Here is a 24,468-nt window from a genome sequence, read left to right on the forward strand (position 1 = left end):
CGGAGAACCGGGTAAAAGCATCCCATGGCCCGCATTCCCGACGCCTTCATCGACGACCTGCTCGCGCGCACCGACATCGTCGAGGTGATCGGCGCGCGCGTGCCGTTGAAGCGCCAGGGCAAGGAGTATTCGGCGCGCTGCCCGTTCCACGACGAGCGCTCGCCCAGCTTCACGGTGTCGCCGGCCAAGCAGTTCTACCACTGTTTCGGCTGCGGCGCGCACGGCACCGCGATCAGCTTCCTGATGAACTACGACCGCCTCGAGTTCCTCGACGCGGTCGAGGAACTGGCCAAGCGCGCCGGCATGGAGGTGCCGCGCGACACCCGGCAGCGCAACGCCAATCCCGACCTGCAGGACCTGTACGGCGCGACCGAGGCCGCCGCGCGCTTCTTCCGCAAGCAGCTGGCCGGCAGCGCGAAGGCGCAGGCCTACCTGGACCAGCGCGGGGTCGGCGAGGCGGTGCGCGCGCAGTTCCAGATCGGCTACGCGCCGGACGGCTTCTCCGCGTTGCGCGACGCCCTCGGCGGCGACGAGCGGCGCATGCGCCTGCTCGAGCGCGCCGGGCTGTTTTCGAAGAACGAGCGCGGCCACGTCTACGACAAGTTCCGCGACCGGGTGATGTTCCCGATCTTCGACCGCCGCGGCCGGCCGATCGCGTTCGGCGGGCGGGTCATCGGCGCCGACGATTCGCCGAAATACCTGAACTCGCCGGAGACGCCGCTGTTCCACAAGGGCCGCGAGCTGTACGGCCTGTGGCAGGTGCGGCAGGCGCACAACAGGATCGAGCGCCTGATCGTGGTCGAGGGCTACATGGACGTGGTCGCGCTGTTCCAGCACGGGGTCGACACCGCGGTGGCGACGCTCGGCACCGCGACCACGCCGGACCACGCCGAGTTGCTGTTCCGCAACGCGCCCGACGTGTACTTCTGCTTCGACGGCGACCGCGCCGGGCGCGGCGCGGCGTGGAAGGCGGTGGAATCGGTGCTGCCGCGGATGAAGGACGGCCGCCAGGCGTTCTTCCTGTTCCTGCCCGAGGGCGAGGACCCGGACTCGCTGGTGCGCGCCGAAGGCCGCGACGGCTTCGACGCGCGCCTGCGCGAGGCGACGCCGCTGTCGCGGTTCTTCTTCGATTCGCTGAGCGCCGACGTCAACCTGGCCACGCTGGAAGGCAAGGGCCGGCTGGCCGAGCGCGCCAAGCCGCTGCTGGCGCAGATCCCCGACGGCGCGTTCGGCGACCTGATGCGGCAGCGGCTGACCGAACTGACCGGCGTCGGCGCGCGCGCCAGCGCGCCGCAGAGCCACGTTCCGGCGCAGCGCGCGCAAGCCGCGCGCGGCCACGCGGCGCCCAAGCGCAGCGTGGTGCGCAGCGCGATCGCGCTGCTGCTGCAGCGGCCCGCGCTCGGCCTCGACGTGGCGCCGCCGTACCGCTTCGCCGCGCTGCGCCAACCGGGCGTACCGCTGCTGATCGAACTGCTGGAGCTGGTCGCGCAGCGGCCGGACATCAGCACCGGCGCGCTGCTCGAACACTACGACGGCCGCGAGGAACTGGGCGCACTGCAGAAACTGGCCTCGCAGACGCCGCCCGGCGACGAATCCCATTGGCGCGCCGAGCTGCGGGATGCGGTCGCCCAGCTCGAGCGCCTGACCGCACGGCAGCGGCTGGAGGAGCTGCAGGCCAAGCAGCGCGAGGTCGGCCTCGACGAGGACGACAAGCAGGAACTGCGCGCGCTGCTGCAGGCGCGCTCGATGCGCGCCTGAGCCCGCACCCTGGTCGCTGCCGCGCACGCAGGCGAGGGCGGCCCGGTTGCGGCGCTCGAGCATCCCGGCTCGCACCGCGGTGCGTGAACGCCGGTCCGCAAGCCTGGAGCGCACGTGCCTCCACTTCGGCCCGGTTGCGGCGGGCTTCGGACCGCTGCATGCGGGACGCGGGTTCCGACGGGTGCGGAGGGGCCCGCGCGCACCTGAAAGCGCGCGCGCTTCCCTCTCCCGCTTGCGCGGGAAGGCCGGGGTGAGGGCAAGCCTCCGGCAATGCCGTGGATCCCGCCGAAGCGCACCCCGGCACGTCACCCGGCGGCGGCAGCCCCGCGGCGCGCCCCGGAACCCCGCCCGTGACTTCCGGCCCGGCAGCGGGCCTGGGCGCCCGCGCTAAGCTCGGGCATTCCGCACTTGGGGAAGAGAGCCGCCATGCGCTTGCGTCACGCCGTCCTGTTCGCCGCCCTCGCCTTCGCCTCCGCGCCGGCGCTCGCCCGGGAGGCGCCGACGCCGCAGCGCGAGGTGGTCGGCAACCGCACCAGCGAGAACATCCCGCCGATCCCGCCGGAACTGCTGGAGCGGCTCGACCGCTACCAGAACACCCGCGGCGCGAGCTTCGCCGGCTGGACCGGCGACGGCTGCCTGCTGGTCAGCACCCGCTTCGCCGAGACCGCGCAGGCGCACCGCGTCTGCCAGCCGCTGGGCATGCGCGAGCAGCTGACCTTCTACCCCGAGCCGCTGGCCGCGATCGAGACCGCGCCGGCCGGCTCCGGCCTGGACGGCTTCGTGTTCGGCAAGGACGTGGGCGGCAACGAGTTCTGGCAGCTGCACTGGTTCGACCTGGAGACCCGCGCCACGACCCTGCTCACCGACGGCAAGGCGCGCAACCAGGGCCCGCTGTTCTCGCGCGACGGCAAGCGCTTCGCCTGGAGCAGCACCGCGCGCAACGGCCAGGACACCGACGTGTGGCTGATGGACTTCGCCACGCGCCAGGCGCGGCCGCTGGTGACCGAGGGCGGGCAATGGTCGGCGCAGGACTTCTCGCCGGACGGCAAGCGCCTGCTGGTGATGCGCTACGTCTCGGCCAGCGAGTCGTACCCGGGCGTGGTCGACCTCGACAGCGGCCGGCTGACGATGTTCCCGGTCGAGGGCGGCAAGGCCTCGTTCGCCGCCTTCCGCTTCGCCCCGGACGGGCGCGCGGTGTACTACGTCTCCGACGAGCCGGTCGACGGCAAGCCGCAGGAGTTCCGCACCCTGCGCCACCACGACCCGGCCGCCGGCAAGCCGGTGGTGCTGACCGCGTCCACGCCGTGGGACGTGGAGGACCTGGACATCAGCGACAACGGCCGCTACCTCGCCTACACCACCAACGAGGACGGCATCTACAAGCTGCACGTGCTTTCGCTGCCGGACCACGCGCCGGTCGCGCTGCCGGAGCTGCCGGTCGGCGTGGTGGCCGGGCTGGGCTTCTCCCCGGACGGCAAGCGCCTGGCGGTCACCCTGAACTCGGCGACCTCCCCCAGCGACGTCTACGTCATCGACCTGGCCACCCGGTCGCTGGCGCGCTGGACCCGCAGCGAGGTCGGCGGGCTCGACCCGGCCGGATTCGTCGCGCCGACGCTGATCCACTACCCGACCTTCGACCGGGTCGACGGCAAGCCGCGCATGATCCCGGCGTTCTACTACCGCCCGGCCAAGGCGCCGGCACGGGGCAAGCTGCCGGTGCTGATCAACATCCACGGCGGCCCGGAGAGCCAATCGCTGCCGACCTTCAACCCGACCGTGCAGTTCCTGGTCAACGAGCTCGGCGTGGCCGTGCTGGTGCCGAACGTGCGCGGCTCGGCCGGTTACGGCAAGACCTACCTGGGCCTGGACAACGCCGAGAAGCGCGAGGACTCGGTCAAGGACATCGGCGCCCTGCTCGACTGGATCGGCAAGCAGCGCGAGCTCGACGCCGCGCGCGTGGGCGTGTACGGCGGCAGCTACGGCGGCTACATGGTGCTGGCCTCGCTGATGCACTACAGCGACCGCATCCGCGCCGGCGTCGACGTGGTCGGCATCTCCCACTTCGGCACCTTCCTCAAGAACACCGAGAGCTACCGCCGCGACCTGCGCCGCGCCGAGTACGGCGACGAGCGCGACCCGAAGATGGCCGAGGTGTTCGAGCGCATCTCGCCGCTGAACCACGCCGACCGGATCCGCGCCAAGCTGTTCGTCGCCCAGGGCAAGAACGACCCGCGCGTGCCCTACACCGAGGCCGAGCAGATCGTGAAGGCGGTGCGTGCGAACGGCCAGCCGGTCTGGTACCTGCTGTTCGACGACGAGGGCCACGGCTTCCGCAAGAAGCGCAACGCCGACTACTTCACCGCGGCGTCGATGCTGTTCTGGCAGCAGCACCTGATCGGCGGCGCGGACTGAGGCCGGGGCCGGCCGCGCAGCGGGCTTCCCGCCGCCGGGAGCGCCCGCCTGCGGCGGACGGCCCCGCTGGCGGTCGCGGCCGCGCCTTGACCTGATCTCCACGCCGCACGCGTTCTCTTAGGCGGACGCGTCCGTCGCCAAGGAGAAGGGCCATGCGTGTGCGTGCCGTCGGTCTGTGCCTCTTGCTGCTGTGCGCCGGCTGCCAGCCGCCGCGCGCGGACGACACCCCGCGAGCCGTGGTGCCGCCGCCGCCCGATCCGCAGGTGCGGGCGCAGGCGGCGCTGGCGGCGTTCCTCGAAGCGCGCCAGATCGCCGAAACGCCGCGCTACCGCGACGCCTTCGCCGATCTCGACCGCGACGGCAGCGACGACCTGGTGCTGCTGCTCGACGACCCGAACTGGTGCACCCGCGACGGCTGCACCCTGCTGGTGTTCCGCGGCGAGGGGCAGGCGTTCCGGCTGGTCGGCGAAACCGCGTCCGCGCGGGCGCCGATCTCGCTGAGCGGCTACGCCCACGGTGGCTGGGGCGACCTGCTGGTCACCGTGGGCGGCGACGACGCCGCCGGCGTGGTCGCGCTGGAATTCGACGGCGCCCGCTACCCGGGCGACGCCACGGTCGCGGCGCAGCTCGACCCGGCGCGCCTGCCGCCGGCCAAGGTGCTGATCGGCGGCGCCGCCGCGGCGGTCGCGGCGAACTAGCGCGGCCCGGCCTATCCCGGCGTCGTGGGCAGCGGCGGTGGGGGGGGGGCCGGCGGAGCCGCGGCGCGCCGTGCGCCCGCGGGCCCGGCCGCAGCGCTCGCCGGGCATCGCGCCGGCGAACTGCGCCCGGGCCGTCGTCCGCGGCGATCCCGCTCAGCCGACCGCGCGCAACGGCAGCAACGGCGCCGGGCCGAGCACCGGCAGCAGCCAGTGGTCGAGCAGCAGGAAGCCGAACAGCGCCATCAGGTAGACGATCGAGTAGTTGAACACCCGCATCGCGAAGAACTCGTCCGGCGGGTCCAGCAGCTTCCACGCGTACCACAGGAAGCCGGCGTCCAGCACCAGCGCGCCGATCAGGTAGAAGTCGCCGCTCATCTCCACCAGCCGCGGCAGCACGGTGACCGCCGTCAGCAGCACCGTGTACAGCAGGATCTGCCAGCGCGTGTACTCCACGCCGTGGGTGACCGGCAGCATCGGCACCATCGCGCGCGCGTAGTCGGCGCGGCGGAAGATCGCCAGCGCCCAGAAGTGCGGCGGCGTCCAGACGAAGACGATCAGCACCAGCAGCAGCGCGTGCGCCCAGTCCCACTCGCCGCGCATGCCGGTGACCGCGGCCCAGCCCAGCAGCGGCGGCGCCGCGCCGGCGATGCCGCCGATCACGATGTTCTGCGGCGTGGCGCGCTTGAGGAAGGCGGTGTAGACCACCGCGTAGCCGATCAGCGAGGCGAAGGTCAGCGCCGCGGTGATTCCGTTCACGCCGAACCACAGCACCGCCATCGACAGCGCCGCCAGCACCAGCGCGAACACCAGCGCCTGCAGCGGCGTGACCCGGCCGGACACGATCGGCCGCCACGCGGTGCGCGCCATCTTCGCGTCGATGCGCGAGTCCAGCAGCTGGTTGATCGCCGCCGCGCTCGAGGCCGCCAGCCAGATGCCGAGCAGGCCGAGCGCGCCGCGCCGCGCCTGTTCGGCGTCGGGCAGGCCGTCGACCGCCAGGCACATGCCGACCAGCGCGGTGAACACGATCAGCGCCACCACGCGCGGCTTGGTCAGGTCCCAGTACTGGCGGACGGCGGACATGGCGGCGCTCACGGCTCCGGCGGACGCAGCCGCGCCAGCAGCGACACCAGCACGAACAGCAGCAGCACCGCGCCGGCGTTGTGCAGCACCGCCACCGCCAGCGGCAGGCCGAGCTTGACGTTGGCGATGCCGAGGCCGACCTGGGCCAGCGCCAGCGCGCCCAGCAGCGTGGCCCAGCCGCGCATGCCCGGCGTGCGCAGCAGCTTCGCCGCCAGCCACAGCAGGGAGACGAACACCGCCACCGCCATCATCCGGTGCGCGAGCTGGATCGCGATGCGCGCCTCGCCGTCGAGGATGCCGCCCTCGTAGTCGACGCCGATGCCGCGCCAGAGCACGAAGCCTTCGCGGAAGTCGTGCGGCGGCCACCAGCGGCCGACGCAGGTCGGGAAGTCGTTGCCGCAGGCGAGCGCGGCGTAGTTGGCGCTGACCCAGCCGCCGAGCGCGATCTGCACCGCCAGCAGGACCAGCGCGACGATCACGCCGCGCCGCACCGCCGCCGCTTCCGCCAGGCGGATCGGGATGTCGGTCGCGCGCCAGGCCATCCACAGCAGCAGCGAGAACGTCAGCAGGCCGCCGAGCAGATGGCCCATCACCACGATCGGCTTGAGCAGCCAGGTCACCGTCCACATGCCCAGCAGCGCCTGGAACACGATCACCGCCAGGGTCAGGGCCGCCACCCGGGCCAGGTCGAGGTTGCTCCAGCGCAGCGCGGCGAACAGCAGGATCGCCTCGCCGAGCACCGCCAGCGCCGAGGCCGCGACGTGCTCGCCGTGCATGTACAGCGGGATCGCCGCGGCCACCAGCGCGGCCGCGGCGAGGATCCGGGCGATGCCGAAGCGGCGCCGGCGCGCGGCCAGCAGCGCCAGGGCCAGCACCAGCACGCCGAGCAGGCCGGCGATCATGCGATGGAACTGCTCGCGCCAGGCCTTGTGCACCTCGACCGGGCGGATCGCGACGGCGGCGTGGTCGCCGACCTGGTGCGCGGCGGTCGGCCAGGTCGCGCGGCCGTAGCAGGTCGGCCAGTCCGGGCAGCTCAGGCCGGCGTTGGACAGGCGCACGAACGCGCCGAACACGATCACGCCGAGCGCAAGCGCCACCGCCAGCCAGGCGATGCGGTGGAAGTGTCGGTAGGCAACGGCTCGGGTCATGCGGTTCGGCTCTCCGGACGGCGTTCGGCGGGCGCGGTCATTTCACTTTCAGCAGCCTGGCCACGTCGGCGCGCAGGCCGGCCGGATCGAAGCCGGGAGGGTAGCGCAGTATGACGAAGCCGTAGGGATCGATCACGTAGGCCGGGACGCCGCGCGGGTCGTCCGCGCGCGGCAGCCCGGCCCGCAGCGCCGCGCTCGGGCGCAGCACGCGCAGGCTGCCGGGGCGCGGCGCGCCGGCCGGGGGCAGGCAACCGGGCTCGCCGCAGATCCACAGCACGTGCACGTCGTCCGCGTCCTTGCCGAACAGCTGCCAGACCACGTCGAGCTCGCGGGCCAGTTCCGCGCAGGCGGCGCCGCAGTCCGCCGGCGGCATCACCGCGATGCGCCAGCGCCGCGCCGCCGGCTCCCAGCGGTAATCGCCGCCGTCGGCGAGTTGCGGGGTGACCTGGCGCAGGTCGCCGGGCGGCTCCAGCAGTTCGCCGTGGTTCTTCATGCCGGCCGGCCGCCAGCCGGAGAAGCGCAGCAGGCCGGCCAGCGCCATGCTGCCGAAGAACAGCGCGAACAGGCCGATCAGCAGCAGGCGGTTGCGGTTGCGCAGGCGGGTGGCGTCGTCGCTCATCGGGTCGTCCTCGTCAGGCGCGCCGCCGGCGCAGGCTCAGCACCAGCGCGACGACCAGCACGGTCAGCGCCAGCGCGAACCACTGCACGGCGTAGCCGCGGTGCCGTTCCGGCGGCAGGGTGTTGGCGAGCAGGCGCAGGTCGCGCGCGTAGCCCAGCGGCAGGCCCGGGTCCAGGCGCAGCACCCGCGGCGCCGGCATGCGTTCGAGGCCCGTCGCCTGCGCGATCGCCGCCATGTCCACGCGCGTCATCAGCCAGGCCTCGCCTTCGCGCGCGAGCGCCGGGCCGAGCGCGAGCCCGGTGGACGGCGGCGGCGCCAGGAGCCCGCGCAGGCGCTGCGGTCCGGCCGGCCGCGGCACCGCCGGCAGGCGGCGCGCGCCGTCCAGCGGCAGCCAGCCCAGGTCGACCAGCAGCGGCGCGCCGGCGTCCGGCCGGAACAGCCGGTAGACCTGCACCCCGGCGCGGCCGTCGCGCTGCTGGTTGTCCAGCAGCAGCGCGCCGCGCGGGTCGAATTCGCCCGCGCCTTCGGCCCAGTCGTAGGCGCGCGCGCGCCGCGGCTCGGCGGCGGCGGCGAGCGGCCGCGCGCGGCGCTCGCGCAGCGTCTGCGCCGCGGCGTCGAGCATCGCCTGCTTCTGCTGCCCGCGCCGCGCCTGCCACAGGCCCAGGGAGGCGAACGCGGCGAATGCCGCCAGCGCCAGCAGCCAGCCGACCGCGAGGGTGCGCGCGCGGCTCACGACGCGCCGCGCTCCCGCCTGCGATAATCGCTGTTTCGCCCCAGGCGCCGATCGGAGGCCGCCGTGAACGATTCGCTGAAAACCCTGCTGATCATCGCCTTCCTGATCGTCATTCTCTGGAACCTGGGCGCCGGCCTGTACTACATGCTGGTCGACAAGGGCGAGAGCAAGCGCACGGTGAACGCGCTGACCCGCCGCATCGCCTTCTCGGTCGCGTTGATCCTGCTGGTGGTGCTCGCCAACTACATGGGCTGGATCGAGTTCCACGGCGTCGGCCGCAATCCCTGACGCACGCCCGCGCGGATCGCATCCCGCAAAAGCAAAAGAGCGACGGCATGCCGTCGCTTTTCCGCTTCCGGGCGCCGGCGTGCGCCGGCGCCGCGTCGTTCCGGCCTTACAGCACGTAGACGAACAGGAACAGGCCCAGCCAGACCACGTCGACGAAGTGCCAGTACCAGGCCACCGCCTCGAACGCGAAGTGGTTGTCCTTGCTGAAGTGGCCCTTGAGGCAGCGGAACCAGATCACCGCGAGCATGATCGTGCCCAGGGTGACGTGCGCGCCGTGGAAGCCGGTCAGCATGAAGAAGGTGGAGCCGTAGATGCCCGAACCCAGGGTGAGGTTGAGCTCGGTGTAGGCGTGGATGTACTCCTCGGCCTGGAACCCGAGGAACACGCAGCCCAGCAGCACGGTCAGGCCGAGGAACAGCAGCAGCTTGCCGCGCTGGCCGGCCTTGAGCGCGTGGTGGGCGACGGTGATCGTCACGCCCGAGGTCAGCAGGATCAGGGTGTTCAGCAGCGGCAGGCCCCAGGCGGGAATGGTCTGGTAGGTGCCGCCGATCGCGCCGGGGCCGTTGCTCGGCCAGGACGCGCTGTAGCCGGGCCACAGCAGGCTGTTGGTGAGCACGCCGTCGCCCTCGCCGCCCAGCCACGGCAGCGCGTACTGGCGGGCGTAGAACAGCGCGCCGAAGAACGCGCCGAAGAACATCACCTCGGAGAAGATGAACCAGATCATCCCCATCCGGAACGACACGTCGACCTGGCGGTTGTACAGGCCGCGCACCGACTCGCGCACCACGTCGCCGAACCAGCCGAACAGCACGCCGACCATCAGCGCGATGCCGAAGAAGAACACCGGCTTGCCCCAGCCGGCCTCGTTGAACCAGCTGGCGAGGCCGATCATGGTCGTGAACAGCGCGATCGAACCGAGGAACGGCCAGCGGCTGCTGTGCGGCACGTAGTAGATGTTGGCGTCTTGCGTATGCGCTTGGGCCATGGCGGCGTTCCGTTGTGCTGCGATTACCTGGAAGGGGTGGGCCTCACGGCGCCGCCGGCGGCGAGCCGGGCGCGGCCTGGGCGGCGCGGGCGGTGAGGGCGTCGTTCTTGAAGAAGGTATACGACAGGGTCACGGTGGTCACGTCGGCCGGCAGGTTCGGGTCGACGATGAAGCGCACCGGCATGTCGCGGGTCTCGCCCGCCTGCAGGGTCTGGGCGGTGAAGCAGAAGCACTCGGTCTTGCTGAAGTAGCCGGACGCGCGCGCCGGCGCCACCGAGGGCACCGCGCTGCCGACGATCGGGCGGTCGGCGATGTTGCGGGCGTGGTAGGTGGTCTCGTACGGCTCGCCCGGCACCACCTGCATGCTGGTGCGGTTGGGCCAGAACTCCCAGGGCAGCTTGGAGTTGACCCCGCCGTCGAACTGCACCGTGACCACCCGCTTGGCCGCCGGCGCGGCGGCCTGCGCCTCGCCCGACGGCGCGGCGCCCCGCTCCAGGCGGATGCCGAACACCTTCTCGCAGGCGATGCGGTACAGCGGCACCAGGCTGAAGGTCAGCGCGAACGCGCCCACCGACACCAGCACCAGCTTGCCCAGCCCGGCGCCGCGGCGTGCGCCGGCCGGCTGCTGCGGGGGCCGTGGCTCGGGCGCATTCATCGGCCGACCACCCCGCTGAGGATGAACATGACGTAGATCAACACCGCCACGCCGGCGATCCACAGCGCGGTGCGGCGCGCCGCCTTGCGGCGGGCGGCGATCTCGGCGTTGTCGGGTCGCTGGCTCATGGTCGTGCTCCGCTTCGTGGTCGGCGTCGCTTCTTGGAGCCCCCTCGGGTCAAGGGGGCGGCCGTCGCCCCGCGCAGGGGGCGGCGGCTGTGGCAGCGGTCCCGAGCGGTCCGAAGCCGGAAGACTCTCCTGCTCTTGTCTCGTCGATCGCAACCTAATGCGCGACGTCGCCGTGCGCCAGGTCGCCGTCGCGGATGACCGGCGGCGTGGCGAAGGTGTGGTGCGGCGCCGGGCTCGGCACGGTCCACTCCAGGCCCTTCGCGCCTTCCCAGACCCGCGCTTCGGCCGGCGCGCCGGCCTTCAGCGAGCGCCACAGGATGAAGGCCATCAGGAACGGCGTGACGAACATGCCGAACGCGCCGATCGAGCTGACCAGGTTCCAGTCCGCGAACACCACGTTGTAGTCCGGGATGCGGCGCGGCATGCCGGCCAGGCCCAGGAAGTGCTGCGGGAAGAACAGCAGGTTGACGAAGACCATCGTCCACCAGAAGTGGAGCTTGGCCAGCTTCTCGTTGTACATGCGGCCGGTCCACTTCGGCCACCAGTAGTACACCGCCGCGATCAGCGCGAACAGCGCGCCGGTCACCAGCACGTAGTGGAAGTGCGCCACCACGAAGTAGGTGTCGTGGTACTGGAAGTCGGCCGGCACGATCGCCAGCATCAGGCCGGAGAAGCCGCCGATCGTGAACAGGATCACGAACGCGATCGCCCACAGCATCGGCGCCTCGAAGGTGAGCGAACCGCGCCACATCGTGGTGACCCAGTTGAACACCTTCACCCCGGTCGGCACCGCGATCAGCATGGTCGCGAACATGAAGTAGATCTCGCCGCCCAGCGGCATGCCGACCGTGAACATGTGGTGCGCCCAGACGATGAACGACAGGAACGCGATCGAGGCGGTCGCGTACACCATCGCCTGGTAGCCGAACAGCGGCTTGCGGCTGAAGGTCGGGATGATCTCCGACACCACGCCGAAGGCCGGCAGGATCATGATGTAGACCTCGGGGTGGCCGAAGAACCAGAAGATGTGCTGGTACATCACCGGGTCGCCGCCGCCGGCCGCGTTGAAGAAGCTGGTGGCGAAGAACTTGTCGGTCAGCAGCATGGTCACCGCGCCGGCCAGCACCGGCATCACCGCGATCAGCAGGAACGCGGTGATCAGCCAGGTCCAGCAGAAGATCGGCATCTTCAGCAGGTCCACGCCCGGCGCGCGCATGTTGAGGATGGTGGCGATGACGTTGATCGCGCCCATGATCGAGCTGATGCCCATCATGTGGATCGCGAAGATCGAGAACGCCACGTTGGCGCCGCCCTGCAGCGACAGCGGCGGGTACAGGGTCCAGCCGCCGGCGGGGCCGCCGCCCGGCAGGAACAGGGTCAGCAACAGCAGGGTGAAGGCGAACGGCAGGATCCAGAACGACCAGTTGTTCATGCGCGGCAGCGCCATGTCCGGCGCGCCGATCTGCAGCGGGATCATCCAGTTGGCCAGGCCGACGAAGGCCGGCATCACGCCGCCGAAGATCATCACCAGCGCGTGCATGGTGGTCATCTGGTTGAAGAACATCGGCTCGACCAGCTGCAGGCCCGGCGTCGCCAGCTCGGCGCGGATCACCACGCTCATCGCCGCGCCGACGATGAACATCAGGAAGCTGAAGCCCAGATAGAGCGTGCCGATGTCCTTGTGGTTGGTCGAGAAGAACCAACGCTCGACGAAGCCCTGCTTGTGGGCGTGCTCGTCGTGGTGGTGATCAACGTGGGTGACGGCCATGTGCCTGTTACCTCGGGTAATGCGGGACGATCAGCCGGCGACCGCGACGGCGGTCGGGGCTTCGGCGGTGTTCGAAGCGGCGCCTTCGGCCGGCGCGGCTTCGGCGGGGGCGGCGGGCTGCGCCGGCGCGGGCGCCGGGTTCGGCGCGTTCCTGGCCTTCTGCGCCGCCAGCCACTGGGCGAACTCGGCCTTCGGCACGGCCTTGACCACGATCGGCATGAAGCCGTGGTCCTTGCCGCACAGCTCGGCGCACTGGCCGCGGTACACGCCCGGCCGCTTGATCTCGGTCCAGGCCTCGTTGACCAGCCCGGGGATCGCGTCCTGCTTCCAGCCCAGCGCCGGCACCCACCAGGCGTGGATCACGTCGTCGGCGGTGATCACGAAGCGGATCTTGGTGTCGGTCGGCAGCACCAGCACGTTGTCGACGTCGAGCAGGTAGTGCTCGTGGTCCTGCCCGCTGACCACCTTGCCGCTCTGGCGCAGCGCCTCGCTCTTGCGGTCCAGGCGGCTGGTGAAGCCGACGTTCTCGCCCAGGTACTCGTACTTCCACATCCACTGGAAGCCGGTGACCTTGACCGTCATCTCGGCGTTGCGGGTGTCGTACATCTGGATCAGCTTGCTGGTGGCCGGGAACGCCATCAGCACCAGCAGCACCACCGGCACCACGGTCCAGATGATCTCCAGGCGGGTGCTGTGGGTGAAATCCTTGTCCGGCACCGCGCCCTTGGACTTGCGGAACTTGAACATCGCATAGCCCATCGCCGCGAACACCAGCAGGCCGATGCCCACGCAGACCCACAGGGCGAACATGTGGGCGCCGTAGGCGTTGGCCGACTGCACGGTGACGCCCTGGCCCATGTTCAGCTGCCACGGCTTGGGATCGGCCGCCTGCGCGAACGCGAGGACCGGCACCGCCGCCGCGGCGATGCCCGCTGCCCACTGCTTGAAACGACCGGCTTTCATCTTGTTCGAGCCCCGAAAATCTCTGGAAACGAAGGTTGCATCGTGCTCCGCGGGCTGCCCTCCCCGGCACCGGCCGCGCAGCGCGCGGGGACCGTGCGGGAAGCGGTGGCTGGCGAGCCCCTGGCACCCGGTGTGGGGGGCCCATCACGCCGGGCGTCGCCGCCCGTGAGCGCTGGATAACCGCGAAATGGTACTGGCGCCCCCGACCCGCGGCAACCCGCGCGCGGCGCCGCTTTGCGCGATCGGCGCTTTCGCCGCGCCGCATGCGTGCGGCGGCGCGCCGATGCGCGCCTCGCCGGCACCCGCGCGGCCGGCGCCGGTTCGAACCTCTAAACTAGGCGGCTTTCCCAGGCAGCCTTTCGGGCCCCATGACCAGTTCCGCTTCCCCCGCCGTCGCCAGCGACGGCCCGCCGCCGCGTCGCCTGATCGACCCCGAACTCCCGCCGCCGCCCGGCGGCCCGCGCGCCGCGATCACCGCCGGCTGGGTGCGCGACGAAGCCGCCCACGTCCGCCACCTGCTCGACCAGGCGCGCCTGCCCGCGGCCGAGCGCGCCGCGGTCCAGGCCACCGCCGCCGACCTGGTGCAGCGGGTCCGCGCCCGCGCCGAGAACCAAGGCGCGATCGAGGCCTTCATGCGCCAGTACGACCTCGGCAGCGAGGAGGGCGTGCTGCTGATGTGCGTGGCCGAGGCGCTGCTGCGCATCCCCGACGAGGACACCGCCGACAAGCTGATCCGCGACAAGCTCGGCGAGGCCGACTGGAAGCGCCACCTCGGCCAGTCCGACTCGATCCTGGTCAACGCCTCCACCTGGGGCCTGATGCTGACCGGCCACCTGGTCGACCTGGCGGACGAGACCAAGCGCGACGTGCACGGCGCGTTCAAGCGCCTGCTCGGCCGGGTCGGCGAGCCGGTGATCCGCCTGGCGGTGCGCCAGGCGATGAAGATCATGGGCCACCAATTCGTGATGGGCCGCACCATCGAGGAGGCGCTGGCGCGCTCGCGCAAGGGCGCCAACGCCGCCTACCGCTATTCGTTCGACATGCTCGGCGAGGCCGCGCTGACCGCGCGCGACGCCGAGCGCTACCTGCAGGCCTATCGCCTGGCGATCCACGCGATCGGCAAGAGCGTCCGATCTTCCGGCGACCGCGGCCAGCCTGACGTGTTCGCCGCGCCGTCGATCTCGGTCAAGCTGTCGGCGCTGCATCCGCGCTACGAGCACGCCAAGCGCGCCCGCGTGCTGGCCGAGCTGACCCCGCGCGTGCTCGAGCTGGCGCAGCTGGCGAAGTCCTACGGCATCGGCTTCACCGTCGACGCCGAGGAGGCCGACCGGCTGGAGCTGTCGCTGGACGTGATCGCCGCCGCCTACGCCGACGCCTCGCTGGAGGGCTGGGAAGGCTACGGCCTGGCGGTCCAGGCCTACCAGAAGCGCGCGCCGGAAGCGATCGCCTTCGTCGCCGACCTCGCCCGCCGCCACCGCCGCCGCATCCCGGTGCGCCTGGTCAAGGGCGCGTACTGGGACAGCGAGATCAAGCGCGCCCAGGTCGACGGCCAGCCGGGCTACCCGGTGTTCACCCGCAAGCCGAACACCGACGTGTCGTACCTGGCCAACGCGCGGCGCATGCTCGAGGCGGCCGACGCGATCTACCCGATGTTCGCCACCCACAACGCCCACACCATCGCCGCGATCTGGCATCGCGCCAAGGCGCTGGGCCGGGAGCGGCATTTCGAGTTCCAGAAGCTGCACGGCATGGGCGACGACCTCTACGCCGAGGTGATCCCCGCCGAGCGCCTGAACGTGCCCTGCCGGGTGTACGCGCCGGTCGGCAGCCACGAGGACCTGCTGCCGTACCTGGTGCGGCGCCTGCTCGAGAACGGCGCCAACTCCAGCTTCGTCAACCGCATCACCGACGAGTCGATCGCCATCGACGACCTCGTCCGCGACCCGGTCGAGACCGTGTCGGCGTTCGAATCCATCCCGCATCCGCGCATTCCGCTGCCGGTCGACCTGTACCGCAGCTTCGGCCTCGACAGGACCAACTCCATGGGCATCAACCTCGCCAACGACGATCAACTGCGCTCGCTCGCCGAGCAGGTCAACGCCGCGGTGCGCGGCGACTGGCGCGCCGCGCCGCTGGTGCCGGGCGCGCAGGTCGCCGGACCGGCGATCGCCGTGACCAACCCGGCCGACCGGCGCGAGACCGTCGGCCAATGGCAGGCGGCCGACGCGGCCACCGTGGAGCTGGCGCTGAGGAACGCGGTCGCCGCGCACGACGCCTGGAACCTGACCCCGGCCGCGAGCCGCGCGGCGATCCTGGAGCACGCCGCCGACCTGCTCGAGCAGCGCATGCCGCAGTACCTCGCGCTGTGCGCGAAGGAAGCCGGCAAGACCATCCCCGACGGCGTCGCCGAAGTGCGCGAGGCGGTCGACTTCCTGCGCTATTACGCCGGCCAGGCGCGCAAGCTGTTCGCGCCCGAGCCGCTGCCGGGCCCGACCGGCGAGAGCAACACGCTGCAGCTGTCCGGCCGCGGCGTGTTCGTCTGCATCTCGCCGTGGAACTTCCCGCTGGCGATCTTCCTGGGCCAGGTCTCGGCGGCGCTGGCGGCCGGCAACAGCGTGATCGCCAAGCCGGCCGAGCAGACCAACCTGATCGGTTATTACGCGGTCAAGCTGCTGCACGAGGCCGGCGTGCCCGAGGCGGTGCTGCAGTTCCTGCCGGGCGACGGCGCCACCGTCGGCGCGGCGCTGACCCGCGACCCGCGCGTGGCGGGCGTGGCCTTCACCGGCTCCACCGACACCGCGCGCGCGATCAACCGCGCGCTGGCCGCGCGCGACAACGCCCCGATCGCGGTGCTGATCGCCGAGACCGGCGGGCAGAACGCGCTGATCGCCGATTCCTCGGCGCTGCCCGAGCAGCTGGTCAAGGACGCGATCGCCTCGGCCTTCACCTCGGCCGGCCAGCGCTGCTCGGCCGCGCGCGTGCTGTTCGTGCAGGAGGACATCGCCGACAAGGTGATCGGCATGCTCGCCGGCGCGATGGCCGAGCTCGCGGTCGGCGACCCGGGCCTGCTGTCCACCGACGTCGGCCCGGTGATCGACGACGACGCGCTGAAGATGCTGCAGGAGCACGCCGCGCGCATGGACCGCGAGGCGCGCAAGATCGCCGAGGTCGCGCTCGGCGGGGCGGCCGCGCACGGCAGCTTCTTCGCCCCGCGGGCCTACGAGATCCGGTCGCTGGAGCAGCTGCACAAGGAGGTCTTCGGCCCGGTGCTGCACGTGATCCGCTGGAAGGCGGACCGGCTGGACGAGGTGATCGAGGCGATCAACGCCACCGGCTACGGCCTCACCCTCGGCATCCACTCGCGCATCGACGCCACGATCGAGAAGATCGCCGCGCGGATCAAGGTCGGCAACTGCTACGTCAACCGCAACCAGATCGGCGCGGTCGTCGGCGTGCAGCCGTTCGGCGGCCAGAACCTGTCCGGCACCGGCCCCAAGGCCGGCGGCCCGCACTACCTGCCGCGCTTCGCCACCGAGAAGACGATCACCGTCAACACCACCGCGGCCGGCGGCAACGCCTCGCTGCTGACGCTGGGCGACTGAGGCGGGCCGGCCGACGGTCGGCCCGCCCTCGCCTGCCGCATCCCTCCGCCCGCGAGAGCGGGCGGAAAAAAGAAAGCCCCGCGCGGGCGGGGCTTTCTCGTTGCGCCGCGGGCGGCGATCAGAACTTGTACTGCGCGGAGACGCCGTACAGGTTGATCGACGCGTCGTACTCGCCGACCAGGCGATGGCCCTGGGCATCGGCGAGGTTGACCTGCGGCGTATCCGCCTTGAGGTAGGTGTAGGCGAAGTTCAGCTCGAGGTTCGGCGTGGCCTGCCAGCTCGCGCCGACCGACAGCCACTGCCGGTCCTCGTCGGGCAGGCGCGGGGTGCGGGTGGCGATGTGGGTCGGGGTTTCGTCGTAGGCGTAGCCGCCGCGCAGGGTCCAGGCCTCGTTGAGCTTGTACTCGGCGCCGATCGAGGAGAAGTTGGTCTCCTTCCAGTCGAACTCTTCGATCGAGTTCGGGTCCGGATTGGCGAAGTCGATGTTGACCTCGCGCAGCGACGTCCAGTCGGTGCGCGACCAGTCGGCCATCATCGCGAAGCGGTCGGTGAACTGGTACGCCACGCTCAGGGTGGTGACCGACGGCGTGGTCAGGTCGGCACCCGCGGCGCCGTTCACGAACAGCGGGGCCGTGGTCGGGTTGGCGTTGAGCACGGCGCGGACGTTCGCCGGCACCGTCCAGGTGACGTCGCCCTCGATCTCGTGGTCGATCTCCGAGCGATGCGAGAAGCCGATCGACAGCTTGTCGGTCGGGCGCAGGTTGAAGCCGACCAGCCAGCCCCAGCCGGTGCTGTCGCCCTCCACCTCGGCATGGCCGTCGGCGGCCTGCGGCCGCGCGAACGGCAGCGGGCGGGTCGCCGGATTGGCGAACAGCAGGGTGCCGAAGTCGACGTAGCGCGACAGGGTCACGTCGGCGCGCTCGTAGATCACGCCCAGGCCGAACGAGAAGCGGTCCGGCACGACTTCGTATGCCATCGACAAGGTCAGGTCGACGGTCTTCAGGTCCGAGGTGTCGGCCCAGTAGCGGCCGGCCCACGGGCCTTCGTATTCGGTCTTCAGGCCGAACGGCGCGCTGACCATCGCGCCCAGCGCCAGGCCGTTGTCGAGCTTGTGCACGACCGACAGCGCCGGCACCGGGATCAGGTCGCCCGCGTCGCCGCCGGTGCCGCCGCTGAGCGGCTGGCCCAGCGCGTCGGTGCCCGAACCCTCGAACTTGAAGCCCAGGTCGATCGCGGTGACGTCGGCCTGGACCGTGGTGCCTTCGAACCGGGTCATCAGCGCCGGGTTGTTGGACACCACCGAGGCGTCGCCCGCGACCGCGGCCGAACCGGCGTAGGAGCGGCCCTGGGCCTTGACGCTGTTTTCCTTGATCTGGAAGCCCGAGGCGTGGGCCTGGCCGAGCGAAAGCGCGCCGGCGATGCCCAGGGTCAGGGCCGACAGGCGGGTGAAGCGGGAAACTCGTTGCATGCGTAGTATCTCCGTTGGAGTATTTTCGTCTTCCGCGGCCGTCTTGCCTGGGGCCCGGCCGCCCGGACGCCAGTGCGCGCCGGAAACCCCTCCCGACGTACGACGCCGTATGCACTATAGCGCGGCCGTTAACCCGGTGCTAACAAGACCTCCGGCACAGGACGCCACCGCCCGCATGCGCTTTCCCCGCCCTCCTGCCGGCGCCGCCCGGCCCCGCCCACGCTGACGCCGATGTTCGTCGCCATCCCCTCGCGCGAGCGGCCGCGGCCGCGCTGGGCCACCCCCCTGCTGTTCGCGGCGCTGTGGCTGTGCTTCATCGCGATGGAACTGCTGCCCGAGACCGAGCAGCGGCGCCTGGCCTTGGACTGGGGCGCGCTGTCGGGCGGGTTGACCGAGCCGCACGACTGGCTGCGGCAACTGCGCGACGGCAGCATGCTGCGGTTGTTCAGCGCGCTGTTCCTGCACGCCGACTGGGCGCACCTGCTGGGCAACCTGGTGTTCCTGCTGATCTTCGGCCTCCCGGCCGAGCGGGCGATGGGGCCGTGGCGGCTGCTCGGCCTGTTCCTGCTGGGCGGCGCGGTGGCGAACCTGGCCGCGGCGATCGCGATCGGCACGCCGGACCGGCTGATCATCGGCGCCAGCGGCGCGGTCTCGGCGCTGATCGGCGCCTACCTGGCGCTGTTCCCGGGCGCCAAGCTGGGCGTGGTGGTGCCGCTGGGCCTGTTCCTGCAGTTCGTGAAGGTGCCGGCGCCGTTGCTGATCGGCGTCTGGGCGCTGCTGCAACTGGTGTTCACCTTCATCGGCCCGGCGTTCGGCGCGGTGGCCTGGTCGGCGCACCTGGCCGGGTTCGCCTTCGGCGGCGCGTTCGCGCTGATCGCCCGCGCCGGCATCGCCCGGCGCCTGCGCCGCCGGCGCGGCTATTGAGGAACCGCGGCGCCGCCCCCATCGTTCCCGGCAGAACGGCGGCTTTCGCTCCGACGAGTCCCTTCCCGATTCCCGATCCGGCTGCCATGGCCAAGACGCTCTACAAAGTCACCTTCCTCAACACCGGCAAGGTCTACGAGTTGTACGCCCGCCACGTCGCCAGCGGCGCGCTGTGGGGCTTCGTCGAAGTGGGCGAGCTGGTGTTCGACCTGCACGACGGCGTGGTGATCGACCCCACCGAGGAACGCCTGCGCGACGAGTTCGGCAACACCCGCACCCTGCACCTGCCGATGCAGAGCATCGTCCGGGTCGAGGAGGTCGAGCGCAAAGGCCAGTCGGTGATCCGCGACGCCGCCACCGGCGAGAAGGTGGTGACCCCGTTCCCGTTGCCCGCCAAGCCGCGCTGACCCGGCGCCGTTCCACGGCGTCGCGCGAGCATCCCCGCCTCGCGTCTTGCGCGGCGGCGGCGCGTGCCCGCGTGCCGCCCTGCCGCGGCCGGCTTCGCGCCGCGATGCGCCGAGCGCCCGCGCCCCGCGCGGTTCGGTCGCCAGGCGGGGAGCGTACGCGGGGAACCTGCGTGGGGCCCGCGCCAGCGCCGGCGGGGCGAGCGCCCGCGCGTACCGGCGAGGGGCCGCCTGCCTGCGTCCGGGTTCGGCGGGCACCCTCTTGCGCGGGAAGAAAGGACGCTCAGCCGCGCTTCGCCGGCGCCGCCGCGGCGGCGACCTGCTTCTTCAGCTCGCCCAGCGCCGCCGCGATCGGCGCGTCGCCGTCCAGCACCTCGCCGGCGCCGCTGCCTTCGGTCTCGCCGTCGCCGCGCAGGTGTCCCGGCAGGCTGGCCTCGCTGTAGTTGCGGATGCGCTCGTCGCTCTTCTCCGCATGCAGGACCACGTCGGGGGTGATGCCCAAGGCCTGGATCGACTTGCCGCTGGGGGTGTAATAGCGCGCGGTGGTCAGCTTGACCGAATCGCCGTTGTCCAGCGGCAGCACCGTCTGCACCGAGCCCTTGCCGAAGGTGCGGCTGCCGACGATGCGGGCGCGGCCGTTGTCGCGCAGCGCGCCGGCCAGCACTTCCGAGGCGCTGGCCGAACCGGCGTCGACCAGCACCACCACCGGCGCGCCGGCCAGGCGGTCGCCCGGGGTGGCGGAGAACTCGGCGTCGCTGATCGCGATGCGGCCGCGGGTGCTGACGATCCTGCCCGACTCGAGCAGGTCGTCCGCGATCTGCACCGCCGCGGTCAGCAGCCCGCCCGGGTTGCTGCGCAGGTCGATCACCAGCCCGCGCAGCCTGCCGCCGGCCTGCGCCTCGAGCCGGTCCACCTGCGCCGCGAAGTCGGCCGCGGTGTCGGCCTGGAACGCGCTCACGCGCACGTAGCCGTAGCCCGGCTCGAGCATGCGGCTGCGCACGCTGGCCACGCGGATCGTCTCGCGCGTCAGGGTCACGTCGAACGGCTTGTCGCGGCCTTCGCGGACGATGGTCAGGACCACCTTGCTGCCCGGCGGCCCGCGCAGCGGACCGGAGCTGTCGCCCTCGTCGGGCTTGAACGGCTTGCCGTCGATCGCGGTGATCACGTCGCCGGACCTGATGCCGGCGCGCGCGGCCGGGGTGTCGTCGATCGGCGCGATCACCCGCAGGCTGCCGTCGGGCTGGCGCAGCAACTCCACGCCGACGCCGTCGTAGGCGCCGCGCGATTGCTCCTCGAAGCTGGCGGCGTCGTCGCGGTCCAGGTACACGCTGTGCGGGTCCAGGTCGAACAGCAGGCCGCGGATCGCCGAGTGCATCAGCTTGCGGTCGTCGATCGGCTCGACATAGGCCTGCTTGACCGCGTTGTAGACCGCGACGTAGCGGCGGATCTCGCCCAGCGGCACCTTGGAATCGGCCTCGCTGTCCGGCGCCTCGATCGGCGCGACGTCCGGCTCCGCCTCCTGCGCCGGCGCGGACGCAGCGAGCAGGACCAGGGCGAGCGGCAACAGGCGACGCAGGGACATGGGGAGAACTCCGTGGCGAAAGGCAGCCGGCGCGCGCCGGCGCATGCGCCGATTATGGGCATGTTCGGCGCCGGCCGCGGTAGCGTTCGGTTAACGCGGCGGCCGTGCGGTGAACGGCCGCGAAACACGCAGCGATTGCGACACGGTCGAGTTCGCCCGCGGCCCGGCCACGCCAACGGCAGGAGCGGGCCGGATTCGCGCCGGGTGCCGCGTGCGTCGCCGCCGCCCTGCGCTCGGCGCTCCCCCGCTCGCCACGCCCTCGCAGACGCAACCCGCGCGAGGCGGCGCCGAACGCGTGGCCTTGCCGGGCGCAGCGGCACTCAACGCCGCAGCCAGGTCGCCGGATTCACCGGCGCGCCGTTGCGGCGCAGCTCGAAGTACAGCGCGGGGCGGCCCTGGCCGCCGGAATTGCCGACCGTGGCCAGGGTGTCGCCGCGCTTGACCGTCGCGCCGACGTCCTTGAGCAGCGCGTCGTTGTGCGCGTACAGGCTCATGTAGCCGTTGCCGTGGTCGACGATCGCGAGCAGGCCGTAGCCGGTCATCCATTCGGCGTAGACCACGGTGCCGTCGGCGACCGCCTTGACCGGCGCTCCGGCGGCCGCGGCGATCAGCAGGCCGTCGCTGCTGCGGCCGTCGGGCATGGTCGCGCCGTAGCCGGCCAGCAGCGCGCCCGAGACCGGCCAGCCGAGCCCGCCGACCTGCGGCGCCGGCGCGCTGGCGACCTGCGCCGGCTTGCGCTTGGGCGCGCCGCGCGCCTGCTCGCGCGCGGCGCGTTCGGCCGCGGCGCGGCGCTGCGCCTCGGCGCGCGCGGCGGCGGCGCGCAGCTTCTTCAGCAGTTGCTCCAGGCCCTTGGCGTCGCGGCCGAGCTGGCGCTCGCGGCTGGCGCGGTCGCGGTAGCGCTGTTCCAGCTGCGCGACCAGCGCCGCGCGCTCGCGGCGCTCGCGCTCGAGCTGCGCCAGCTGTTCGCGCTGGCGCGCGCGGGTGTCGTCGAGCTCGCGGCGGCGCCGCGCGATCGCCTGCTCGACCTCCTCGAGCTCGCGCAGCTGCGCGTTCATCGCGGCGATGCGGCGCGCACGGTCGCGCTGCAGGTAGCCGTAGTAGGCCAGGGTGCGGCCGGCGTCGGCGACGCTGTCCTGCGCCAGCAGCAGCTTCAACGGCGCGTCCTGGCCCTGCCGGTCGGCGGCGCGCAGCAGCTCCGCCAGCGCGCGGCGCTGCCCCGCGAGCGCGTCCTGCAGCGCGCTGCGCTGGCGCTGCAGTTCGCCCAGCGCCGCCTGCTCCCGGGCCAGCCGGGTCTCCAGTTCGCGCAGGCGCCGGCCGGTCGCGCCGACCTGCTCGTCGGCCTCGCGCAGCTCCTTCGCCGCGCTGCCGCGCTGGCTTTCCAGCTTGCGCCGCTCGGACGCGACCGCCTTCAGCTCGCTGCGGATCTTCTCCAGCTTGCGCTCGGCCTCGCGGCTGTTCTGCGCCGCCGCCGGCGACGGCGGCCCGAACGACAGCACGACCAGGACGGTCGCGATCGGCAGCGCGAGCGCGCGGCGCATCAGTTCTCCGGCGCGACCAGCAGGCTGGAGCCGCTCATTTCCGCCGGCTTGGGCAGCCCGAGCAGGTCGAGCATGGTCGGCGCCACGTCGCGCAGCGCGCCGCCGGCGCGCAGCGCGGCCGGGCGCGGGCCGCAGTAGACCAGCGGCACCGGGCCGACGGTGTGCGCGGTGTGCGGCTGGCCGGTCTCCGGGTCGCGCATCATCTCGAGGTTGCCGTGGTCGGCGGTGACCAGCAGCGCGCCGCCGGTCTCGCGCACCGCCTGGGCGATCGCGCCGATCGCGGTGTCGACGGCCTCGGCGGCCCGCACCGCCGCCTCGATGATGCCGGTGTGGCCGACCATGTCCGGGTTGGCGATGTTGCACACCGCGACGTCGAACTCGCCGGAGCGGATCGCCGCCACCAGCTTCTCGGTCACCTCGGGGCAGCTCATCTCCGGCTGCAGGTCGTAGGTGGCGACCTTCGGGCTCGGCACCAGGATGCGGGTCTCGCCCGGGTACGGCTCCTCGCGGCCGCCGCTGAAGAAGAAGGTGACGTGCGCGTACTTCTCGGTCTCGGCGATGCGCAGCTGGGTCAGGCCGTTGGCCGCCAGCACCTCGCCCAGGGTGTTGCGCAGGTCGTCCGGGCCGAACGCCACCGGCGCCGGCAGCTTGGCGTCGTACTCGGTCAGGCAGACGAAGCGCGACAGCGCCGGACGGCGCGCCTCGAAGCCGGCGAAGTCCGGGGCGACGAACGCCGCGGTCAGCTGGCGCGCGCGGTCGGCGCGGAAGTTCATGAACACCACCGCGTCGCCGTCCGCCATCGGCGTGTGCCCGGCGAGCACGGTCGGCGCGACGAACTCGTCGTTCTCGCCGCGCTCGTAGGCCTGCAGCAGCGCCTCGACCGCCCCGGCGGCGACCTGCCCGCTGCGCGCTTCCACGATCGCGTCCCAGGCACGGCGCACGCGTTCCCAGCGCTTGTCGCGGTCCATCGCGTAGTAGCGGCCGCCGACGGTCGCGATGCGCGCGTTGCCGAGCTTGCTGCAGACGTCCTGCAGCTTGCGCAGGCTCGTCTCGGCCGAGCGCGGCGGGGTGTCGCGGCCATCGAGGAAGGCATGCACCGCGACCTTGCCGACGCCGGCCTTCGAGGCCAGTTCCAGCATCGCGAAGAGATGCGCCTCGTGGCTGTGCACGCCGCCCGGCGAGAGCAGCCCCATCACGTGCAGGGTGCCGCCGTTGCGCGCGACCGCGGCGCAGGCCGCGCCCAGCTCGGCGTTGCCGAAGAAGCTGCCGTCCTCGATCGCCGCGTCGATCCGGGTCAGGTCCTGGTAGACGATGCGGCCGGCGCCGAGATTCATGTGGCCGACCTCGGAATTGCCCATCTGCCCGTCCGGCAGGCCGACGTGGCGGCCCTCGGTGTGGATCAGGGTATGCGGGCACTGCGCCAGCAGGGCGCGCCAGTGCGGCAGGCGGGCCTGCGCGAGGGCGTTGTCGGCCGGGTCTTCGCGATGCCCCCAACCGTCGAGGATCAGCAGGACCACGGGTTTGGGGCGCACGTTCGGAGCTGGCACGGCGGTGTCCGGTAGGCAGGAGGTGGGGGTGACTTGGGGCAGGCGAATGCGGCCGCCTGGGCCTGGATTCTAGCGAAGCGGCGCGGCGCCCGTTCGCGCGCCGCGCGGCCGCGCGCGGGGCCGGCCCCCGGCCGCCGCCGGCCGGTGAATCCGCGCTTAAACTCGGCG

Annotated in this window: 19 protein-coding genes and 1 pseudogene; 7 read left to right on the forward strand and 13 right to left on the reverse strand. The window is 72.3% G+C overall.

Features of this window, described 5'->3' with window-relative positions; genetic code table 11:
• The first annotated feature begins 24 nt into the window (after positions 1-24).
• The 3 genes from dnaG to EDC50_RS14310 all read left to right on the forward strand — a co-directional run bounded on the left by dnaG (position 25) and on the right by EDC50_RS14310 (position 4,868).
• Positions 25-1,758 carry a DNA primase gene (dnaG, locus tag EDC50_RS14300; protein WP_123771151.1) on the forward strand — a complete coding sequence of 578 codons (1,734 nt, stop codon included), beginning with the start codon at positions 25-27 and terminating at the stop codon, positions 1,756-1,758.
• A 426-nt stretch (positions 1,759-2,184) separates the two neighbouring features.
• Positions 2,185-4,170, forward strand: coding sequence for a S9 family peptidase (locus tag EDC50_RS14305; RefSeq protein ID WP_123771152.1), 1,986 nt, complete (start codon positions 2,185-2,187; stop codon positions 4,168-4,170).
• Positions 4,171-4,322: 152 nt separating this feature from the next.
• Positions 4,323-4,868 carry a hypothetical protein gene (locus EDC50_RS14310; protein ID WP_123771153.1) on the forward strand — a complete coding sequence of 182 codons (546 nt, stop codon included), beginning with the start codon at positions 4,323-4,325 and terminating at the stop codon, positions 4,866-4,868.
• 153 nt (positions 4,869-5,021) lie between these two features.
• Here EDC50_RS14310 and cyoE read toward each other — a convergent pair whose 3' ends face one another.
• From cyoE to EDC50_RS14330, 4 genes are read right to left on the reverse strand one after another with little or no spacing between them, the layout of a single operon-like run.
• Positions 5,022-5,948 carry a heme o synthase gene (gene cyoE / locus EDC50_RS14315; RefSeq protein WP_242003058.1) on the reverse strand — a complete coding sequence of 309 codons (927 nt, stop codon included), beginning with the start codon at positions 5,946-5,948 and terminating at the stop codon, positions 5,022-5,024.
• Between the two features lie 8 nt (positions 5,949-5,956).
• Complete coding sequence (locus tag EDC50_RS14320) at positions 5,957-7,096, reverse strand: COX15/CtaA family protein (RefSeq protein WP_123771155.1); 1,140 nt, start codon at positions 7,094-7,096, stop codon at positions 5,957-5,959.
• A gap of 37 nt (positions 7,097-7,133) precedes the next feature.
• Complete coding sequence (locus EDC50_RS14325; RefSeq protein WP_123771156.1) at positions 7,134-7,715, reverse strand: hypothetical protein; 582 nt, start codon at positions 7,713-7,715, stop codon at positions 7,134-7,136.
• Between the two features lie 13 nt (positions 7,716-7,728).
• A complete protein-coding gene (locus EDC50_RS14330; protein WP_123771157.1) occupies positions 7,729-8,448 on the reverse strand; it encodes an SURF1 family protein in 720 nt (239 codons plus the stop codon).
• A 63-nt stretch (positions 8,449-8,511) separates the two neighbouring features.
• On the opposite strand from EDC50_RS14330, the gene EDC50_RS14335 reads away from it, so the two are divergent.
• Positions 8,512-8,736 (forward strand): twin transmembrane helix small protein, encoded by a 225-nt coding sequence (locus EDC50_RS14335; protein WP_123771158.1) that lies wholly within the window; start codon positions 8,512-8,514, stop codon positions 8,734-8,736.
• Positions 8,737-8,842: 106 nt separating this feature from the next.
• Here the strand turns inward: EDC50_RS14335 and EDC50_RS14340 are convergent, their stop codons facing one another.
• From EDC50_RS14340 to coxB, 5 genes are all read right to left on the reverse strand, one after another.
• On the reverse strand, positions 8,843-9,721 hold the full coding sequence (locus EDC50_RS14340; RefSeq protein WP_123771159.1) for a cytochrome c oxidase subunit 3: 879 nt from the start codon (positions 9,719-9,721) through the stop codon (positions 8,843-8,845).
• 43 nt (positions 9,722-9,764) lie between these two features.
• The gene (locus EDC50_RS14345) at positions 9,765-10,376 is read right to left on the reverse strand and encodes a cytochrome c oxidase assembly protein (RefSeq protein ID WP_123771160.1); all 612 of its coding nucleotides are present in this window, start codon (positions 10,374-10,376) and stop codon (positions 9,765-9,767) included.
• Positions 10,373-10,504, reverse strand: a complete 132-nt coding sequence (locus EDC50_RS16810; protein WP_280530764.1) for a hypothetical protein — start codon at positions 10,502-10,504, stop codon at positions 10,373-10,375. The genes EDC50_RS14345 and EDC50_RS16810 overlap by 4 nt, the downstream gene beginning before the upstream one ends.
• A 154-nt stretch (positions 10,505-10,658) precedes the next feature.
• Entirely contained in the window at positions 10,659-12,272 is a 1,614-nt protein-coding gene (ctaD, locus tag EDC50_RS14350) for a cytochrome c oxidase subunit I (RefSeq protein ID WP_123771161.1), read from the reverse strand.
• Between the two features lie 30 nt (positions 12,273-12,302).
• A complete protein-coding gene (gene coxB, locus EDC50_RS14355) occupies positions 12,303-13,235 on the reverse strand; it encodes a cytochrome c oxidase subunit II (RefSeq protein ID WP_123771162.1) in 933 nt (310 codons plus the stop codon).
• 368 nt (positions 13,236-13,603) lie between these two features.
• Between coxB and putA the strand changes: the two genes are divergently transcribed.
• A complete protein-coding gene (gene putA / locus EDC50_RS14360; RefSeq protein ID WP_123771163.1) occupies positions 13,604-16,837 on the forward strand; it encodes a bifunctional proline dehydrogenase/L-glutamate gamma-semialdehyde dehydrogenase PutA in 3,234 nt (1,077 codons plus the stop codon).
• A gap of 118 nt (positions 16,838-16,955) precedes the next feature.
• Here the strand turns inward: putA and EDC50_RS14365 are convergent, their stop codons facing one another.
• A complete protein-coding gene (locus tag EDC50_RS14365; RefSeq protein WP_123771164.1) occupies positions 16,956-18,305 on the reverse strand; it encodes an OmpP1/FadL family transporter in 1,350 nt (449 codons plus the stop codon).
• A gap of 231 nt (positions 18,306-18,536) precedes the next feature.
• Between EDC50_RS14365 and EDC50_RS14370 the strand changes: the two genes are divergently transcribed.
• Both EDC50_RS14370 and EDC50_RS14375 read left to right on the forward strand, forming a co-directional pair.
• A complete protein-coding gene (locus EDC50_RS14370) occupies positions 18,537-19,229 on the forward strand; it encodes a rhomboid family intramembrane serine protease (protein WP_123771165.1) in 693 nt (230 codons plus the stop codon).
• Between the two features lie 86 nt (positions 19,230-19,315).
• Complete coding sequence (locus EDC50_RS14375) at positions 19,316-19,636, forward strand: DUF1820 family protein (RefSeq protein WP_123771166.1); 321 nt, start codon at positions 19,316-19,318, stop codon at positions 19,634-19,636.
• A gap of 133 nt (positions 19,637-19,769) precedes the next feature.
• Here EDC50_RS14375 and EDC50_RS14380 read toward each other — a convergent pair.
• From EDC50_RS14380 to gpmI, 3 genes and pseudogenes are all read right to left on the reverse strand, one after another.
• A pseudogene (locus EDC50_RS14380) lies at positions 19,770-21,215 on the reverse strand (S41 family peptidase); the annotation flags it as partial.
• Positions 21,216-21,535: 320 nt separating this feature from the next.
• Positions 21,536-22,753 (reverse strand): murein hydrolase activator EnvC family protein, encoded by a 1,218-nt coding sequence (locus tag EDC50_RS14385; RefSeq protein ID WP_123771168.1) that lies wholly within the window; start codon positions 22,751-22,753, stop codon positions 21,536-21,538.
• Positions 22,753-24,285, reverse strand: coding sequence for a 2,3-bisphosphoglycerate-independent phosphoglycerate mutase (gene gpmI, locus EDC50_RS14390; protein ID WP_199742150.1), 1,533 nt, complete (start codon positions 24,283-24,285; stop codon positions 22,753-22,755). Before gpmI ends, EDC50_RS14385 begins: the two co-directional genes overlap by 1 nt.
• Positions 24,286-24,468 lie beyond the last annotated feature (183 nt).

It is taken from the genome of Vulcaniibacterium tengchongense (genome assembly GCF_003814555.1).
In the GTDB taxonomy this organism is placed as follows: Bacteria; Pseudomonadota; Gammaproteobacteria; order Xanthomonadales; family Xanthomonadaceae; genus Vulcaniibacterium; species Vulcaniibacterium tengchongense.